The organism is Allobosea sp. 05T438 (assembly GCF_056396025.1).
The window spans coordinates 1-14,986 of record NZ_JBFTKQ010000015.1; the positions used below are offsets into that span (position 1 = coordinate 1).

At 66.8% G+C, this 14,986-nt stretch carries 14 protein-coding genes; 7 read left to right on the forward strand and 7 right to left on the reverse strand.

The features are described from left to right. Positions 1–315: 315 nt before the first annotated feature. The 7 genes from AC1DIN_RS23115 to AC1DIN_RS23145 all read right to left on the reverse strand — a co-directional run bounded on the left by AC1DIN_RS23115 (position 316) and on the right by AC1DIN_RS23145 (position 6,213). Positions 316–1,122 carry a class I SAM-dependent methyltransferase gene (locus AC1DIN_RS23115; protein ID WP_476811456.1) on the reverse strand — a complete coding sequence of 269 codons (807 nt, stop codon included), beginning with the start codon at positions 1,120–1,122 and terminating at the stop codon, positions 316–318. A 219-nt stretch (positions 1,123–1,341) separates the two neighbouring features. Continuing rightward, the gene (locus AC1DIN_RS23120; RefSeq protein WP_476811457.1) at positions 1,342–1,791 is read right to left on the reverse strand and encodes an NUDIX hydrolase; all 450 of its coding nucleotides are present in this window, start codon (positions 1,789–1,791) and stop codon (positions 1,342–1,344) included. A gap of 129 nt (positions 1,792–1,920) precedes the next feature. After that, a complete protein-coding gene (gene nhaA / locus AC1DIN_RS23125; RefSeq protein WP_476811458.1) occupies positions 1,921–3,117 on the reverse strand; it encodes a Na+/H+ antiporter NhaA in 1,197 nt (398 codons plus the stop codon). An 82-nt stretch (positions 3,118–3,199) separates the two neighbouring features. After that, the gene (locus AC1DIN_RS23130; RefSeq protein ID WP_441473120.1) at positions 3,200–3,586 is read right to left on the reverse strand and encodes a c-type cytochrome; all 387 of its coding nucleotides are present in this window, start codon (positions 3,584–3,586) and stop codon (positions 3,200–3,202) included. 100 nt (positions 3,587–3,686) lie between these two features. Further along, on the reverse strand, positions 3,687–4,502 hold the full coding sequence (locus AC1DIN_RS23135; protein WP_476811459.1) for an alpha/beta fold hydrolase: 816 nt from the start codon (positions 4,500–4,502) through the stop codon (positions 3,687–3,689). A 308-nt stretch (positions 4,503–4,810) separates the two neighbouring features. Then, positions 4,811–5,509, reverse strand: a complete 699-nt coding sequence (locus tag AC1DIN_RS23140) for a flavin reductase family protein (RefSeq protein WP_476811460.1) — start codon at positions 5,507–5,509, stop codon at positions 4,811–4,813. Further along, positions 5,506–6,213 (reverse strand): GntR family transcriptional regulator, encoded by a 708-nt coding sequence (locus AC1DIN_RS23145; RefSeq protein WP_441509372.1) that lies wholly within the window; start codon positions 6,211–6,213, stop codon positions 5,506–5,508. The genes AC1DIN_RS23140 and AC1DIN_RS23145 overlap by 4 nt, the downstream gene beginning before the upstream one ends. Positions 6,214–6,452: 239 nt before the next feature. On the opposite strand from AC1DIN_RS23145, the gene AC1DIN_RS23150 reads away from it, so the two are divergent. The 7 genes from AC1DIN_RS23150 to AC1DIN_RS23180 all read left to right on the forward strand — a co-directional run bounded on the left by AC1DIN_RS23150 (position 6,453) and on the right by AC1DIN_RS23180 (position 14,913). Continuing rightward, positions 6,453–8,021 (forward strand): ABC transporter substrate-binding protein, encoded by a 1,569-nt coding sequence (locus tag AC1DIN_RS23150; protein WP_476811461.1) that lies wholly within the window; start codon positions 6,453–6,455, stop codon positions 8,019–8,021. A gap of 125 nt (positions 8,022–8,146) precedes the next feature. Continuing rightward, complete coding sequence (locus AC1DIN_RS23155; protein ID WP_441473115.1) at positions 8,147–9,139, forward strand: ABC transporter permease; 993 nt, start codon at positions 8,147–8,149, stop codon at positions 9,137–9,139. Continuing rightward, positions 9,129–10,082, forward strand: coding sequence for an ABC transporter permease (locus tag AC1DIN_RS23160; protein WP_441473114.1), 954 nt, complete (start codon positions 9,129–9,131; stop codon positions 10,080–10,082). The genes AC1DIN_RS23155 and AC1DIN_RS23160 overlap by 11 nt, the downstream gene beginning before the upstream one ends. Before the next feature lie 26 nt (positions 10,083–10,108). Continuing rightward, entirely contained in the window at positions 10,109–11,308 is a 1,200-nt protein-coding gene (locus AC1DIN_RS23165) for an amidohydrolase family protein (protein ID WP_476811462.1), read from the forward strand. 38 nt (positions 11,309–11,346) lie between these two features. Next, complete coding sequence (locus AC1DIN_RS23170) at positions 11,347–12,810, forward strand: amidohydrolase family protein (protein WP_476811529.1); 1,464 nt, start codon at positions 11,347–11,349, stop codon at positions 12,808–12,810. Next, positions 12,807–13,796, forward strand: coding sequence for an ABC transporter ATP-binding protein (locus AC1DIN_RS23175; protein WP_476811463.1), 990 nt, complete (start codon positions 12,807–12,809; stop codon positions 13,794–13,796). Before AC1DIN_RS23170 ends, AC1DIN_RS23175 begins: the two co-directional genes overlap by 4 nt. Then, positions 13,789–14,913 (forward strand): ABC transporter ATP-binding protein, encoded by a 1,125-nt coding sequence (locus AC1DIN_RS23180; protein WP_476811464.1) that lies wholly within the window; start codon positions 13,789–13,791, stop codon positions 14,911–14,913. Before AC1DIN_RS23175 ends, AC1DIN_RS23180 begins: the two co-directional genes overlap by 8 nt. The last annotated feature ends 73 nt before the right edge of the window (positions 14,914–14,986 follow it).

A 14,986-nucleotide genomic window follows, 5' to 3' on the forward strand; every position in this document is an offset into this window, starting at 1 on the left:
GTGCGGAGTGCGGAAGGTGGCTCAATCCTTCCGCGCCGCATCCTGGCTCAATGGAAGCGGCCCGATACCCCGCGCCTCGCGGCGCTCCGCTGCCCCTCCTTGCGAACGCCCGCGTGAAAACGCGGGCGGGCGAAGGCATGCGCGTCAATGCGGGCCCCACGCCCGTCATTCTCGGGCGACCCGAAGGGGGCGAGAATCGCGGGCCGGACAAGGCTCCGGAGGCTCCTGTTCGAAGATGCCCGGGCCAAGCCCGGGCATGACGCGGGAGGCAAGCGTCATGGCGCGACATTGGGAAAAAGCCCCGGCGCGTTTGCCTCAGGGCGAGATCGCCTGCACCGCCCAGGCGCGCGCTTCCATCGGGATGGTGCCGTCGGCCGCGAACGACAGGCTTTCGCGCAGTCGCTGCCGCAGCCGCTCGCGCGCCGCCAAGGGCAGGCTCGCGCAATAGCCCGGTGCCGGGCCGGTGCCGAGGGTGAAGGGCTGCCAGAAATCGTCGAAGCTGCGGAACAGCGTCGGCACGGTGATCGGCTCGCAGGCGATATCGATGAGCCCGGCCGAGGCGGCGAGCTCCGTCAGGCCCTCGGCCGTGCAGAAGGGAAAGCGCCTGTCCGCGTTCAGCTCCGCCGCATTCGGGTCGAGCGCCGTCGCCGCGGTCCAGAAGGTGCGCACGAACTGGACGCCGCCGCCCGGATAGTCCCAGACATAGAAGCTGATGAGCCCGCCCGGCCGCACCGCGCGGCGCATCTCGGCCAGCGCCTTGTCCCGGTCCGGCACGAAGTTGAGCATCAGCGCCGAGCCGACGGCGTCGCAGCTCGCGGTCTCGACCGGCAGCGCCTCGGCGCTGCCCTGCCGGAAGCTGGCGCGCCAGTTGGTCACGCGCTCGCGCGCCACGGCCAGGAGGCCCTCCGAGGGGTCGATTCCGATGACGCTGACCGGCACCGCGCCGCCCAGCAACGCTTCGGTCAGCGCGCCGGTTCCGCAGCCGACATCGAGCCATTCGAAGCCGGGCAGGGGGTTCAGCCAATCGACGAAAAGGGGCGCGAGCTCGCGGCTCCAGCGCCCCATATAGCGATCGTAATTCTCGCCGGCCTGCCATGCATCATGGCGAGTCTGGTCGGGCATTCTCTGGCCCTTTGGTCCGGAAAGGATGACTTTACGTCATTTGGGCAGATTCTGCCAGTTGAAGATGTTTTGCAGTGCGCAAACTGCGGTGTCCGGGTGGAATCTACACCAATTCGTTATCGCTTTTTATTGGGTTCAACTTATCCGCGAACCTTGGCGTCAGGACGATATGCCATATGCGAGGCGGAAGCGGCTGCATTCATGCATCGACAGGCAGCCTCACGCCGCCAGGGCGGGCATGCGTTCCAGCTTGCGGATGGCCGTGCTGAGCTCGGGCTCGTCGACGATGTCGGCGGCGTCGGCCAGCTTGAACCAGTGCAGGTCGCGCTGATGCTGCTCGGAGAAGCTGTCGAGCTGCTGCTCGACCTCGAGCAGATAGAGATTGACCTCGCAGAGCACGAAATGGTCGCTCATGCGCTTCCAGTAATTGTAGCGCCCCGCCGGCTCGCGGCTGATGCGGCCGATGACGCCGGCCTCCTCGAAGGCCTCGCGGGCCGCGGCGTCATAGTCCTTGAGGCCCTTCATAGGCCAGCCCTTGGGCACGATCCACCGCCGCGTCGTGCGCGATGTGACGAGCAGAATCTCCGTCGAGCCRTCGGCAGCGTGGCGGATCGGCATGGCCGCGATCTGCGACCGCTTCTCCCCCGTTTTCCGCTTGGCCTTCTTCATCGGCTCTGGACGCTCCTGGCTGGTTGCAGACTCCCTCGCGGCTGCGAATCGGGAATGGCCGCTGAAGCGAATGAATATTGCATCGCTTCGCGAAAATGGAAGAGGCATTCTGCCGAAAAAGTGAACAGGTCAGCCTTGCTTCTTGCGCATAACCTCGCCCGGACAGAGCCTTAGCAGCAGCCAGCCGCCGATGCCGGAGAGCAGCGAGCCGGCAAGGACGCCGATCTTGGTCTGGTTCTGCAGCGCCTCGGAATCCGGGAAAGCGAGCAGGCCGATGAACAGGCTCATGGTGAAGCCGATGCCGCAGAGCAGGGCGATGCCGTAGAACTGCGGCCAGGAGGCGCGTGCCGGCAGATCGGCGAGGCCGGCGCGGATCGCCGCCCAGCCGAAGCCGAAGACGCCGATCTGCTTGCCGAGGAACAGGCCGAGCATGATGCCGAGCGGCACCGGCGCGGCGAGCGTCGAGGGGCCGAGGCCGCTGAAGGAGACGCCCGCATTGGCGAAGCCGAAGACCGGAATGACCAGGAAGGCGACATAAGGGTGCAGCCCGTGTTCGAGCTTGTGCAGCGGCGACTTGGCGTCGTCGGGCCGGGCCGGGGACGGCTTGAGCGGAACGGTCAGGGCCAGCGCGACGCCGGCGAGCGTCGCATGCACGCCGGACTTCAGGGTGAAGTACCAGAGCGCTGCGCCGAGCAGGAGGTAGGGCGCGAGCCGCATCACGCCGAGGCGGTTGAGCGCTGTCAGGATGACGAGCATCGCCGCGGCGAGGCCGAGATACAGGCCCGACAGCTCGGCGGTGTAGAACACCGCGATGATGATCACCGCGCCGAGGTCGTCGAGGATGGCGAGCGCAGTCAGGAAGACCTTGAGAGAAGCCGGCACGCGCGGCCCGAGCAGCGAGAGCACGCCGAGCGCGAAGGCGATGTCCGTGGCGGTCGGGATCGCCCAGCCGGGCAGGCTCTCGCCGGAGCCCAGGTTGAAGGCGACATAGATCAGCGCCGGCGCGATCATGCCGCCGAGCGCGGCGAAGCCGGGCAGCACCCGCCGCCCCCAGGTCGAGAGCTGGCCGTCCAGCATCTCGCGCTTGATCTCGAGCCCGACGAGGAGGAAGAACACCGCCATCAGCGCGTCGTTGATCCAGTGCAGGACGGAGAGGCCCAGCACGTAGCTCTTCAGCGCGCCGAAATAGAGCGGCGCCGCCGGCGAATTGGCGATGACGAGGGCGAGCGCCGCGACCACCATCAGGATGATGCCGCCGGCGGCCTCGCTGTGCAGGAAGTCCCGCAGCGCGGAAAGGGGTCTCACCCGGGTTACGGGGGCGGCCATCAGGCTCTCCTTTGTCGATCAGGCAGAAGGAGATACGACAGGCTGGCGCCGAGGACCAAATCCGGGGAGGCCGGGACGGGCGTCAGAGCTTCTTGCCGTCCTTGTCGAACTGCTTCAGGAAGGCGATCAGGTCCTTGATCTCCTTCTCGCTCTTGATGCCCGCAAAGATCATCTTGGTGCCGGGAATCTTGGCCTTCGGGTCCTTGATGTAGTCGGTGAAGGTCGTCTCGTCCCAGGTCAGGCCGGAACTCTTGTTGGCGGTCGAATAGCTGTAGGCCTCGACCGCGCCCGAATGCCGGCCGATCAGGCCGTTGAGCTCGGGGCCGACGAGATTGCGCGCGCCTTCGCCGATCTGATGGCAGGCGCGGCACTTGTTGAAGGATCGTTCGCCGGCGGCGGCGTCCTGCGCGGCGGCGGGTTGGGCAAGGAAGGGCAGGAGAAGGAGAAGGCTCGGGAGAATCGCGCGCATAGGCAGGTCTTTCGACTTGGAGGCGTTCTCATTTAACCCGAAGCCGCGCGGCGTCGCATGGGCCATTTCGCCGCGCCGCGCCTTGCTTCAGATCTCGGCCTCAGAGCTCGCCGATCCACTCCGCCACGGTCGCCGTGAAGGCGTCCGGCCGCGACACCGGGAAAAGATGCCCGCCCGTTTCCATGATCGCCCGCCGGCAGCCGGGCAGCGCTGCGGCCAGCGCTTCCTGATAGTGGACCGGGACGACCATGTCGTCGCGCGTGCCGAGAATCAGGATCGGCATCGGCAGCGAGCCGATATCGGCGGAGCCGTCGAAGGCGAGGAGCGCATTGAGCCGCTCGCGGGTCACGATCTTCGCGTGCTCGCTGACCGGGGCCGCTTCCATCGCATCGTCATAGATGTGCCAGTTCTGCTCGATCCAGCGGGGCTGATAGCCGCTGAGCACCGAAATGGCGGCATAGGCGTAGGGGTCGGCCTCGAGGATCGCGAGGCGCGCCCCGAACAGGGCGTTGAGGAAGCGGCTTGGCGCAAGCCAGCTCGCGCTGAGGATCAGCCCGTCCACGCGCTCCGGCGCGAGTTTGGCGATCGTCTGGGCGATGCAGCCGCCGGTCGAATGGCCGAGGACCACGGCGCGCCCGACGCCGGCTGCGTCGAGCACGGCGAGGCTGTCGCGGGCCAGGTGTTCCATGTCGCAGGGAGCCTCGCCGCGCGTGCTGGCACCGATGCCTCGCTGATCGAAGCGGATGACCTGAAACGAGCGCGACAGCGTCGCTGCGATGTTCTTCCAGAATGCGGCAGTGCCGCTCAGGCCGCTGACCAGAAGCAGCGGTTGGCCATGCCCTTCCTTGAAGGCGTGCAGCGTGGCGCCGTCGGACGTTTCGACCTTGAAGTCGGAGATCTCGGTCATGGCTGTCATGCGTCACCTCTCGGAAGGCGACATGCGTTGCTGCGCCTGGTGCGCATGATCCCGGACATGGCCCCATCCTCCCTGAAAGCTTAGGTCGCCCACCCGCCGATCGTTCGGCCTTGATCTGGCCGATGGGACCGGTTTGTGCGAGGATGGCGCATCAGGGCCGCACCTGCCATGGCTTGATCGCAGGGGGCGGAATGTTCCTGGCGCAGGTCGAGTAGACCAAAGACTAATTGGCCTGCGTCCGGTGCATGGCTTTGTGCCTGATCGTGGGAAGCCATTCTGCCAGGCGCAGAAAGGGATTGGCGCAGGTGTCAGCTGCGCCGGTTCGCCGCCGCCGGATCCGCGCGCCAGGTCGTGACCGACATGGTCGGGAGATCGAAATAATCGCGGGTCGTCGCATAGCCGTGCCCGCCCATGCGCCCGACGGCGTCGAGTGCGGCCGGGTCGACATAGAGCTTCTGCGGATCGACCGTGTCGGCGCGGAAATGGGCGTAGACGACCTCGCCGAGGATGATCTCGCGCGAATTGCCGATGCCGAGCGTCGTGTGGTGCCGGCATTCGAAGGCTGCCGGCGCCTGTCCGATCCAGGGGCAGGGCACCTTGACGCCGGGCATGGCGGTCAATCCGGCTTCGGCCAGTTCGTCGGCGCCGGGCTCGAAGGGCACAGCGCAGACATTCATGCCTTCCAGGAGCGCGTCCGAGACGATGTTGACGGTGAAGGCCAGGGTCTGCCTGACGTTGCGGCCCGTGTCCTTCTGCGCTCCGGTCGGCCGGTACTCGACGCCGAGCGCGAGGATGGCCGGATCGGCGGACAGGCAGTTGAAGAAGGAGAAGGGGGCGGCATTGACCGTGCCATTCTCGTCGATCGTTGTGACCAGCGCGATCGGGCGCGGCACGACGGCGCCGATCAGCAGCTTGTAGCGCTCGCGCGGGGTGAGCGACGCGAAGTCGAAGGTGACGATGCCGGAGGCGGTCTCGGCGCTCGGCTGTCCGGACGGGTGTGCGGTCACGATGGGGTCAATCCTTCGCTACGGGCATAGGGGGCGAGCACGTCGCGGATGTCCCGCTCGACGCGCGGCGTCAGCAAGGCGCGGGTCACGACCGCGCGCAGATGATGGTCCATGAGATCGGCGGCGCGGGCCGCATCGCCGGAGCGCAATGCCTCGATGAGCTGGCGGTGCTCGGAGACTGCGCATTCGCTCGAATGCGGGCGGCCGTAGATGGCCAGGATCAGCGAGCAGCGCGACGACGCTTCCTGGACATAGCGCAGCAGCAGCGCGTTGCCGGTCATCGTCGCGAGCTTGATGTGAAACTCGCCGGAGAGGCGGATCGATTCCGGCCCGTCCTGCTCGTGTGCTTTCTCTTCCTGCTCGACATGGGCTTCGAGCTCGGCCGCCTGGGAGGCCGTCAGGCGCCCGGCGAGGTTCTCAGCGACCAGTCGCTCCAGCCCGCGCCGGACCTCGAACACGTCGCGCGCCTCTTCCAGCGTCGGATAGGCGACGGAGGCGCCGCGATTGGGCTTGAGTTCCACCAGTCCTTCAACGGCGAGGCGCCCGAAGGCCTCACGCACCAAGGTGCGGCTGACGCCGAGCTGCTCCCCGATCGAATCCTCCGGCAGTTTCACGCCGGGCTTCAGTGCCTGCTCGATGATCGCGCGCCGGAGCGCTCTGTATACGGATTCTGCCCGCAGAACCGGCGTACGACGCTCGCCCATGTCGGCTTTCCCTCGTCCTGATCTGACCATTTGCGGGGGCGTCAATGTCACGATCGCAGGCTCCGATCCAGTTTCTGCTTGTGTTCAATAATCGCATACAATACGATCTTTTCATCGTATGCAAGTTTGTTCAATAATCGCACACGAGATGGCGATCAAAACGCCACGGTGCCTAAACAGGCGGCAACGACGATCCGGGCCCGCTGCGGCGGGGCCGAAACACAAAAGGGGAGAGTTGGATGAAAAAGGCCTGGTTGCTGGCGGCCGTTGCCGCCTTCGCCCTGGTGGGCACCGCCGAGGCGAAGACGCTGAAATGGGGGTCGGCGCGCGAAATCGCCTCGCTCGATCCCTACTCCTTCGGTGAGACCTTCACCCTGTCGGTGCTGAACCATGTTTATGAGGGGTTGGTGCGCTACACCGGCGACCTCAAAATCGAGCCGGCTCTGGCGGAGTCATGGGAGACCGTGTCGCCGACTGTCTGGCGCTTCAAGCTGCGCCAGGGCGTCAAGTTCCACAACGGCAATCCCTTCACGGCCGATGACGTCATCGCCTCGCTGGCGCGCGTCACCCATCCCGACTCTCCCCTCAAGGGCAACTTGCCGGCCTACAAATCCTCGAAGAAGATCGACGACTACACCGTCGAGATCGAGGTCAACGGACCCTATCCGCTGCTGCTCAACGACCTCACCAACATCTTCATCTTCGACAAGGAGTGGATGGAGGCCAACAACTCGCTGCTGCCGACCGATTCCGGCAAGGGCGTGAAGGGCTATGCCACCGACAACGCCAACGGCACCGGCCCGTTCTTCGTCGAAAGCCGCCGCGCCGACTCCAAGACCGTCTTCGCGAAGAACCCGAACTGGTGGGACAAGCCGAAGCACAACATCGACAAGATCGAGTTCACGCCGATCACCTCGTCCTCGACGCGCGTCGCGGCGCTGCTCTCCGGCGAGATCGACTTCACCAATGTCGCCCCGCTGCAGGACCTGCCGCGCCTGTCCGCCTCGCCGGACGTCAAGGTGCTGCAGACCAACGAGCTGCGCTCGGTCTTCTTCGCCTTCAACCTGACCGACAAGCTCTTCGAGAGCGACGTGAAGGACAAGAACCCCTTCAAGGACATCAAGGTGCGCGAGGCGCTCTATCGCGCCATCGACATCGACGCCGTCCAGAAGCGGGCGATGCGCGGCCTCTCGCGCAACACCGGCGCGCTCGTCGCCCCCGCGATCCCCGGCTACGAGCCGTCGCAGGACGAGCGGCTGCCCTTCGACCTGAACGGCGCCAAGAAGCTGCTCGGCGAGGCCGGCTATCCCAATGGCTTCTCCTTCCAGATGAACTGCCAGAGCGACTCCCTCGTCAACGAGGAGGAGTTCTGCCAGGCGGTCGCCTCGATGTGGTCGCGCGCGGGCCTCAAGCCCAATCTCAGCATGGCGCCGCGCAGCCAGCAGGCGCCGAAGCGCGTCAAGGGCGACTTCGACGTGATCTCCTTCGGCTGGGCGAACGAGCCGATGATCGACGCCTATTCGCTGCTGGTGCAGGTGATGCGCTCGAGGAGCGGCACGGGCGGCGTCTTCAACTGGGGCAACTGGGGTGATCCGCGCATCGACGTCCTGGTCGACAAGGCCGGCGTCGAGCTCGATACGCCCAAGCGCATCGAGCTGATGAAGGAAGCGCTCAAGATCGCCAAGGCCGAGCACCTCTTCATCCCGCTGCATCAGCAGCCGATGGCCTGGGCGATGCGTTCGACCGTGGCCTCGACCGTACAGGCCTCGGACAACAAGCCGCGCCTCTGGCTGACCATGATGAAGTGAGACAGGCGCGACGTCATGGCCGGGCTTGACCCGGCCATCTCGGAAACCAGCGCCCTCTCGTCCTGAGATTCCCGGGTCTTCGTTCTGCGAAGCCCGGGAATGACGCCGGAACGCAGGAGCTTTCCATGCCGGCTTTTCTCTTCAAGCGACTGCTCAACGCCGCCGGCGTCATGGTGGCGGTGGCCTTCCTCGCCTTCCTGATCTTCCGCTTCGTCGGCGACCCCGTCGAGCTGATGCTGAACGAGCAGGCGAGCCAGCAGCAGCGCGACGAGCTGCGCGTCCGGCTCGGCCTCGACAAGGGCTTCGCGATGCAGTTCGCGACCTTTGTCGGCAATGCCGCGCGCGGCGATTTCGGCATCTCCTACCGCAACCAGCAGGACGTCTTCACGCTGATCTCGGAGCGCTTCCCGGCGACCTTCGAGCTCGTTCTGGTCGCGACCTTCCTGTCGCTCGCCGTCGGCATTCCGCTCGGCGTCTATACCGCCATCCGACGAGAGAGTTTCCTGGCCAAGGCACTGGAGTTCGTCTCGGTGCTCGGCGTCTCGCTGCCGAGCTTCGCGCTCGGCATCCTCTTCATCCTGGTCTTCTCGGTCTCGCTGCAATGGCTCCCGGCCTTCGGCCGCGGCGAGGTCGTCCAGATCGGCTGGTGGAGCACCGGCTTCCTGACCTCTTCCGGGCGCAAGGCGCTGATCCTGCCCGGCATCACGCTCTCGCTCTTCCAGATCACGCTGGTGATGCGCCTTGTGCGCGCCGAGATGCTCGAGACCATGCGCACCGACTTCATCCGCTTCGCCCGGGCGCGCGGCCTGCCGTCCCGCGCCATCCATTTCGGCCATGCGCTACGCAACTGCCTGATGCCGGTCATCACCGTCACCGGCCTGCAGATCGGCAACCTCATCGCCTTCGCGCTGGTCACCGAGACGGTGTTCCAGTGGCCGGGCATGGGCATGCTCTTCGTCCAGGCCGTGACCTTCGTCGATATCCCCGTGATGGCGGCCTATCTGATCGTCGTCTCCTTCATCTTCGTCACGCTCAACACGCTGGTCGACCTGACCTATGCCTGGGTCGATCCGCGCCTGCGCGAGGACGCCCTCACGGGAGGCGCCAATGCTCGCTGAGAAGACCCGGCCCGCTGACACCATCAAGAAACCCGGCCGCCTGCGCCGCTTCCTCGACAGCGACATCGGCTGGAGCTTCTGCCACACCCCGGTCGCCTGGCTCTCGGCGCTGGTGCTGGCGCTGCTGGTGCTGAGCGCGCTCTTCGCCCCGCTGATCGCGCCGCAGAACCCTTATGACCTGACGCAGATCTTCATCGACAAGGCCGAGATCCCGCCGATCTGGCAGGAGGGCGGCGAATGGCCCTTCCTGCTCGGTACCGATCCGCAGGGCCGCGATGTGTTCTCCGCCATCCTCTACGGCTCGCGCATCTCGCTGATCATCGGCTTCTCCGCCGTCGTCGTCTCGATGCTGGTCGGCGTCTCGATCGGGCTTTGCGCCGGCTTCTATGGCGGGCGCGTCGACAACCTGCTGATGCGCCTCGGCGATACCGTGCTCTCGATCCCGACGCTGCTGATGGCGATCCTGGTCTCGGCGATCTTCCGAGAGATGCTGCCGCCGGGGCTGCGCGAGCCTTTCGCCGCGGTGGTGCTGGTGCTCTCGATCGCGCTGACGAGCTGGGTGCAATACGCCCGCACCGTGCGCGCGCTGACCATGGTCGAGCGCCGCAAGGAATATGTCCTCGCCGCCCGGATCATCCGCGTGCCGGCGACGCGGATCATGCGCCGCCACATCCTGCCCAACACGATGACGCCGGTGCTGGTCTCGGCCACGCTCAATCTCGGCCTCGCCATCCTTTCGGAGGCGACGCTGTCCTTCCTGGGGGTGGGCATGCCGATCACCCAGCCCTCGCTGGGCACGCTGATCCGCATCGGCAACCAGTACCTGTTCTCCGGTTCCTGGTGGCTCGTCGTCTTCCCCTCGCTGCAGCTCGGCCTGATCGTGCTCTCGGTCAACCTGCTCGGCGACTGGCTGCGCGATGCGCTCAACCCGAAGCTTCGCTGACAAGAAACCACGAGGATACGCCTGCGATGACTGCTTCCCTCCTGATCCGCAACGTCCGCCCGAACGCCGGGGCAGCCCTCGACATCCTGGTCGAGAACGGCCGCATCAGCCGCATGGCGAAGGACATCGCCGCGCCCGCCGGTGTGGCGGTCGAGGACGGCCGCGGCGAGATCGTGATTCCCGGCCTGGTCGAGGCGCATACCCATCTCGACAAGAGCCTCTGGGGCCTGCCCTGGTACGTCAACGAGGTCGGTCCGAAGCTCCTCGACAAGATCGACAACGAGCGGGAGAACAAGAAGCGGCTCGATATCGACCCCGCCCGCCAGTCGGCCCGGCAGTCGATCCAGTCCTCGCTGATGGGCACGACCCATATCCGCAGCCATGTCGACATCGATACCGAGCACGGGCTCTGGGGCGTCGAGGGCGTCATGAAGACCCGCGACGAATACCGCGACATCGTCGACATCGAGCTCGTCGCCTTCCCGCAATCGGGCCTGCTGCGCCGTCCCGGCACGCTGGAGCTGATGGATCGGGCGATGAAGGCCGGCTGCGAGGTCGTAGGCGGCCTCGATCCCTGCGGCATCGACCGCGACCCGAAGGGCCATCTCGATGCGGTCTTCGGCCTGTGCCAGACCTATAGCAAGCCGCTCGACATCCACCTGCACGAGCCCGGCGAGATGGGCGCCTTCTCGATGGACCTGATCATCGAGCGCACCCGCGCGCTCGGCATGAAGGGCAAGGTCACGGTCAGCCACGCCTTCTGCCTGGGATCGCCCGACATGGCGCTGGTCGATCCGCTGATCGAGCAGCTTGCCGAACTCGACATCGCGATCATGACGACGGCTCCGTCCCGCAGCGCTGCGCCGCCGGTCAGGAAGCTGCTCGAGGCCGGCGTGCGCGTCTGCTCCGGCTCCGACGGCATCCGCGACACCTGGGGCCCGTACGGCAACGCCGACATGGTGGAGCGCGCCATGTTCGTCGGCCTGCGCAACAACTTCCGCCGCGACGACGAGCTCAAGCTCGCCTTCGACGTCTGCACGACCGAAGGCGCCAAGGTGATGGAGATCGCCGACTACGGTCTGGTCGAGGGCAAGGCCGCCGATTTCGTCATCATGCCCGGCCAGACGCTGGCGGAGCTGATCGTCACCCGTTCTCCGAAGCGTCGCGTCGTCAAGCGCGGCCGCGTCGTTGCCCGCGACGGCGTCTCGGTGAGGGCCGCCCCGTGAGCCTGCAGGCAGCCAGGCGGCCGCAGGGCCGCATCCTGATGACCGCGCGCTGGGTCGTCGGCCACAAGGACGGGCGCCATCGCCTCTACGAGAACGGCGAAGTCGTGTTCGAGGACGGCGCGATCGTCTTCGTCGGCCACGGCTTCCCCGGCGAAGTCGCGCGTCGGGTCGACTACGGCAACGCCCTGATCGGGCCGGGCTTCGTCGATTGCGACGCCCTTTCCGACCTCGACACGACCATCCTCGCCTATGACAACCAGCCGGCCTGGAAGAAGGGCAGGGTCTGGCCGCGCAGCTATCTCGAGGCCGGTCCCTACGAGATGTATTCCCGCGAGGAACTGGCCTTCCAGAAGCGCTATGCATTCGCCTCGCTGATCCGCAACGGCATCACCACGGCGCTGCCGATCGCCTCGCTGTTCTACCGCGCCTGGGGCGAGACGGTGCAGGAGTTCGAGGATGCGGCGCAGGCCGCCGCCGATCTCGGCCTGCGCGTCTATCTCGGCCCGGCCTATCGCACCGGCAACCAGCTGGCCGAGACGGACGGGCGCATCGTCACCTACTACGACGAGGCGCGCGGCCTCACCGAGCTGGACGCGGCCATCGACTTCGCCGGGCGTCATGAAGGCGAGGCGGGGGGGCTGATCCGGGCGATGTTCGCGCCGGACCGCATCGAGACCTCCACGGCCGAGCTGCTGCGCCGCACGGCGGCAGCTTCGCGCGAGCTCGATGTGCCGGTGCGGCTGCATTGCTGCCAGTCTAAGATCGAGTACGACCTCGTCCTCGCCCAGCACGGCATGAGCCCGCCGGAATGGCTGGAGAGCCTCGGCTTCCTCAACGAGCGCTGCCTGCTGCCGCATGGCACGGTGGTTTCCGGCAGCCGGCTGATCGATAGGCCCGGCCGCGATCTCGAGATCATCCGCGATTCCGGTGCGAGCATCGTGCATTGCCCGCTGGTATCGGGCCGGCACGGCAATGCCATCGATCATTTCGGCCGCTACCGCGCCATGGGGCTCAACATCGCCATGGGCACGGATACCAGCCCGCCGGACATGGTGATGAACCTGCAGACCGGCATGATCCTCGCCCGCACCATGGCCGGCAATGTCGGCGCCGTGCGCTCGGAGGACTATTACGACGCCGCGACCATCGGTGGGGCCGATGCCCTGCAGCGGCCCGATCTCGGCAGGCTCCAGCCGGGCGCGCGCGCCGACATCACCGTCTTCGAACTCGACCGGCCGCATAGTGGCCAGGTCATCGACCCCATCCAGACGATGATGCTGACCGGCCATGGCCGGGATTTCTCGGCGGTGGTGATCGATGGGCGCTTCGTCATGGAGAACCGGGTCGTTCCGGGCCAGGACGAGGCCGCCGACAACGCCCGCGCCCAGAAGCAGTTCGAGGGCGTGATGGCGCGCTATCCCGAGCGCACCCTGGGCCATCCGCCGATGAGCGAGATCTTCTCGTCGAGCTATCCGGTCGAACGCAGCGAGGCCATCGCATGACCGCTTCCGCCGCCGCGCCTCTCCTGTCCGTACGTGACCTGCGCATCGTCTTCGACGGCCGCCACGGCCCGTTGACGGCACTCGACGGCGTCACCTTCGACATCGCGCCGGGGGAGATTCTGGGCATGGTCGGCGAGTCCGGGGCGGGCAAGTCGCTGACCGGCACGGCGGTGATCGGCCTGCTCGACCCGCCGGGGCGCATCGCCGGCGGCGAGATCCATCTGTCGGGCCAACGCATCGACAACCTGCCGGCCGAGGCGATGCGCAAGCTGCGCGGCCGGCGCATCGGCGCGATCTTCCAGGACCCGCTGACCTCGCTGCACCCGCTGCTCAAGGTCGGCGACCAGATCGTCGAGACGATCATGACCCATCTGCCGGTGAGCCGGGCGCAGGCGCGCAAGCGTGCGCTCGATTTGCTCAAGGAGGTCGGCATCCCCGCCGCCGAGACGCGCATCGACCATTTCCCGCACCAGTTCTCCGGCGGCATGCGCCAGCGTGTCGTCATCGCGCTCGCGCTTTGCGCCGAGCCCTCGCTGATCATCGCCGACGAGCCGACGACCGCGCTCGACGTCTCGATCCAGGCACAGATCACCACGCTGCTGAAGCGGCTCTGCCGGGAGCACGGAACGTCGATCATGCTGGTCACGCACGACATGGGCGTGATCGCCGAGACGGCCGACCGGGTCGCCGTGATGTATGCCGGCCGCATCGTCGAGATGGGGCCGGTCGAGGAGGTCGTGCGCCGTCCGCGCCACCCGTACACCGCCGGGCTGATGGCCTCGATCCCCAGCGTCCACGTCCGCCACGAGCATCTCAACCAGATCGACGGCGCGATGCCGCGCCTCAACGCCATCCCGCCCGGTTGCGCCTTCAACCCGCGCTGCGGCCGGGCCGAGGCCTTCTGCCGGGACCACAAGCCGGGCCTGCCGGTGATGGCCCATGCCGCAGCCTGCCATTTCCCGCTGAAGGAGGCGGCGCATGCGTGAGCATATGGAAGCTCCTACCGCGAGCCCTCATCCTGAGGAGCCGCGCAGCGGCGTCTCGAAGGATGTTTCAGCGCGCCCTGAAAAACCCTTCGAGACGCAAGGCTCACGCCTTGCTCCTCAGGATGAGCGCTCGCGCGGTGCAATCGGTGTAGGAGGGGAGGACATCATTCTCGAAGTCGCCTCTGCATCCTGCCGCTTCGACGTCTCGGCGCCGGCCCTGTCCCGGCTGTTCTCGAAGGAGCCGCGCCGCATCCTGCGCGCGGTCGAGAACATCTCCTTCACGGTGAGGCGCGGCACCACCTTCAGCATCGTCGGCGAGTCCGGTTGCGGAAAATCGACGCTGGCGCGCATGGTCGTCGGATTGCAGCGGCCGACCGAGGGCAAGCTCAACTTCCGCGATATCCGCCGCGGCGATGGCTCGTTCGGCCCGCCGCGCGTGCAGATGATCTTCCAGGACCCCTATGCCTCGCTCAATCCGCGCTGGCGGGTCGGTGACATCATCGCCGAGCCGATCCGCGAGCTGAAGCTCAGGCCCGACGACGCGGCGGTCCAGCAGCGCGTCGGCGATCTGCTCGAGGTGGTCGGGCTCTCGCGCACCGATGCGAGCCGCTATCCGCATGCCTTCTCCGGCGGCCAGCGCCAGCGTATCTCGATCGCACGCGCCCTCGCCACGGAGGCCGACTTCCTCGTCTGCGACGAACCGACTTCGGCGCTCGACGTCTCCGTGCAGGCCCAGATCCTCAATTTGATGGTCAGGCTGCAGAAGGAGTTCGGGCTGACCTATCTCTTCATCAGCCACAATCTTTCGGTCGTCCGGCACATGTCGGACGATCTCGCCATCATGTATCTCGGCCGCTTCGTCGAGGCGGGGCCGGCCGAGGAGGTCTTCACCCGGCCGCGCCATCCCTATACGCGGCTATTGCTCGACACGATCCCCGATGTCGAGAAACCGAACCGGGCGCGCAAGCCGATGTCCGGCGAGGTGCCGAGCCCGATCGCGCCGCCGGCGGGCTGCAGCTTCAATCCGCGCTGCGCGCAGGCCGCGGATCGCTGCCGTGCCGAGCGGCCGGAGCTGCGGCCGATCGGCGGTGTCGAGGTATCCTGCCACTTCGCCTGATGCCCGGCGTTTTCGTCATGGTCGGGCTTGTCCCGACCATCCACGTCTTCGTTTCGGGCCGCGCGGTGTTCAA

Bases quoted from the DNA above. Each gene is read 5' to 3' on its own strand.
- AC1DIN_RS23115 (WP_476811456.1), bottom strand. From the start codon at position 1,122: ATGCCCGACCAGACTCGCCATGATGCATGGCAGGCCGGCGAGAATTAC.
- nhaA (WP_476811458.1), bottom strand. From the start codon at position 3,117: ATGGCCGCCCCCGTAACCCGGGTGAGACCCCTTTCCGCGCTGCGGGAC.
- AC1DIN_RS23130 (WP_441473120.1), bottom strand. From the start codon at position 3,586: ATGCGCGCGATTCTCCCGAGCCTTCTCCTTCTCCTGCCCTTCCTTGCC.
- AC1DIN_RS23135 (WP_476811459.1), bottom strand. From the start codon at position 4,502: ATGACAGCCATGACCGAGATCTCCGACTTCAAGGTCGAAACGTCCGAC.
- AC1DIN_RS23145 (WP_441509372.1), bottom strand. From the start codon at position 6,213: ATGGGCGAGCGTCGTACGCCGGTTCTGCGGGCAGAATCCGTATACAGA.
- AC1DIN_RS23150 (WP_476811461.1), top strand. From the start codon at position 6,453: ATGAAAAAGGCCTGGTTGCTGGCGGCCGTTGCCGCCTTCGCCCTGGTG.
- AC1DIN_RS23155 (WP_441473115.1), top strand. From the start codon at position 8,147: ATGCCGGCTTTTCTCTTCAAGCGACTGCTCAACGCCGCCGGCGTCATG.
- AC1DIN_RS23160 (WP_441473114.1), top strand. From the start codon at position 9,129: ATGCTCGCTGAGAAGACCCGGCCCGCTGACACCATCAAGAAACCCGGC.
- AC1DIN_RS23165 (WP_476811462.1), top strand. From the start codon at position 10,109: ATGACTGCTTCCCTCCTGATCCGCAACGTCCGCCCGAACGCCGGGGCA.
- AC1DIN_RS23170 (WP_476811529.1), top strand. From the start codon at position 11,347: ATGACCGCGCGCTGGGTCGTCGGCCACAAGGACGGGCGCCATCGCCTC.
- AC1DIN_RS23175 (WP_476811463.1), top strand. From the start codon at position 12,807: ATGACCGCTTCCGCCGCCGCGCCTCTCCTGTCCGTACGTGACCTGCGC.
- AC1DIN_RS23180 (WP_476811464.1), top strand. From the start codon at position 13,789: ATGCGTGAGCATATGGAAGCTCCTACCGCGAGCCCTCATCCTGAGGAG.